The organism is Paraburkholderia podalyriae (genome assembly GCF_014397785.1).
Classification (GTDB): Bacteria; Pseudomonadota; Gammaproteobacteria; order Burkholderiales; family Burkholderiaceae; genus Paraburkholderia; species Paraburkholderia podalyriae.
The window spans coordinates 1-1,955 of sequence record NZ_VZQQ01000199.1 but is presented as its reverse complement, the minus strand read 5'-3'; the positions used below and the strand labels follow the sequence as shown (position 1 = coordinate 1,955).

Sequence of the window (1,955 nt, the reverse complement as noted above, 5' to 3'; positions counted from 1 at the left end):
CAGGGCTGCATGCTCGATGGCGGGTGGCTCTTTCCGGGCCTCGATCCGATCGACCCGCTCAGCACGCGGCAACTGACCCGCGCCATCCATGCGGCCGCCGAGACCGCAAACATCGACAAGCGCGTATGCCACTCGCCCGCGTCAAGATCGATTTCGTCCCACGGTGCAGTCGCCACTACTCCGGGACGTAGGCCAGTGAGCATGGTCAGCTTTAGAGCTGCCCTCGTGATTGGCGACTGGTATGTATTGATGGCCTGCACGAGCGGGACGATTTCGGTGGGCTTCGTAATCGCCGGTATGTGACCTTTCTCGTGTCGCGGGATGACGCCGCGCAGCGACAACGGAATACCGTCCTCTCTCAGGCTATGGTGGATCGCGTAGGTTACGATGCCGCCGACGTATTGGCGCGCCTTGGTTGCGAGGTTGGGGGCATGCGCCGCTATTGCTTCCAACACCGGCTTGACTTCCGATGTAGCGAGCGTCGAGATGGGCTTGTTGCGTAGTGGCGGGATCAGGTATTGCCGAACTACGAATTCCGCTTTGCGATAGGTCTCGTCGGCCCACTCCTTCCGTTTGAAGGCGAGCCAATTCTCGGCGACGAGGTGGAACGCCCCTTCGGCGACCCGTTTGCGTGCGGCAGATTCCGCCCTGCGGTGCTCGACGGGATCAGTACCCTCTCGTACGAGGCTCCGAGCGATCACGGCAGACTTGCGCGCGTCGACGAGCGCAACCTCAGGGTAGGGGCCGAGGCTGAGAAAGTTTTCCTTCCCAGTGCCCGGGCGGCGATAGCGGAGCAGCCAAGTCTTGCTCCCGTCCGGCCAGACGCGCAGAGCGAGCCCATTCCCGTCGGTGAGCAGATAGGGGCGCTCGCGCGGTTTGGCGACGCGAAAGACCACCTCGGACTTCGGTTCGACGCGTTTAGGCATGACCCGGCAACTCGATTCCGCGTATACGCAAGTGTATACGCAAAAATCGTCGATGCCACCGGAACTTGACGGTCGTCCGCGGAAACAAAAAACCCCGTAAGACCATGATCTTACGGGGTTTCTCGGACTACATCGGCTTACGCCGGAACTACTGATGGTGCCCAGGAGAGGACCTGGACTTCCCATCTATGTATTTGATATCTAAGCTTATTTGTCTGACGTTGGTCTCCCCGCGTACTCATCGATGTACTCATTCGCAGCCAGGTTAAAAAATCTAATAGGTAGGTGTAGCGCAAATGCGACGATAGATCGACCATCTGTGGGTCATGCCGCCTGCGGCTAATACGTGCTTCGGTGGCTACTGAACGAAGCCGGGGCCCGCGCAGCGCGTGGTTCAGCACAAAGGTAGACGGGTGAAGGGGCCGACGGTTTGTCCTCGCTGTCAGAGACGCCGGATTCTGACAAGACACCAGCCCAGACGGCGATGCCCGCGCCGTAGTCGCCGATCGAGAACCAACTCGGCCGAAGTTCCGGGCGCCGAGCGGGAATGCCGCCGACCTCGGCTACCCCCATCGTTGACGGATGGTCTCCCGCCTTGCGCGGCGCATTCGTTCGACAACACATGTCGCCAACATTAAACCGAAGTTCCTGTAAGCGCCGCGCGAGTTTGTCCTTGTGCGACAGGCACTTGACGTGTGATCGGGGTTCCGATTTCTGTCTACAGCTGGATCTGCTGGAGCAACTCGAACGCGCGCTGTTGCTTGGCGTTGGGCGTGGTGAGGATCTCGAAGGTGGGAGCTATGGCTCAGGCCTCTGGCGTGCAGCCACGCTGTCGCGACTGCGCCCAGCCTCGCGCATCCTCCGCGATGCGGCCGGCCAGGCTCGCAATGGCGAGTTGCTGCGCGCGCACCAGGTCCGCGTAACCACCCGGCGCCGCCTCCTGCAGCTGCGTATGGCAGGCCAGGCGGGCACCGTTGGGGTCTTGCGCGAAACCGAGGCTCCAGTCAGCCTCGAGCTGCACCGCGTGCC

Annotated in this window: 1 protein-coding gene and 2 pseudogenes; 1 reads left to right on the top strand and 2 read right to left on the bottom strand. The window is 61.6% G+C overall.

Annotated elements, in window-relative coordinates:
- Positions 1 to 162 (top strand): annotated as a pseudogene (locus F6X42_RS45110) (integrase); the annotation flags it as partial.
- Between the two features lie 224 nt (positions 163 to 386).
- On the opposite strand, the pseudogene F6X42_RS46285 reads toward F6X42_RS45110, so the two are convergent.
- Together F6X42_RS46285 and F6X42_RS42450 are read right to left on the bottom strand one after the other, a co-directional pair.
- Positions 387 to 926 (bottom strand): annotated as a pseudogene (locus tag F6X42_RS46285) (tyrosine-type recombinase/integrase); the annotation flags it as partial.
- 805 nt (positions 927 to 1,731) lie between these two features.
- Positions 1,732 to 1,955, bottom strand: a 224-nt coding sequence (locus F6X42_RS42450; RefSeq protein ID WP_187639706.1) for an ABC-type transport auxiliary lipoprotein family protein, incomplete at its 5' end; no start/stop codon positions are given.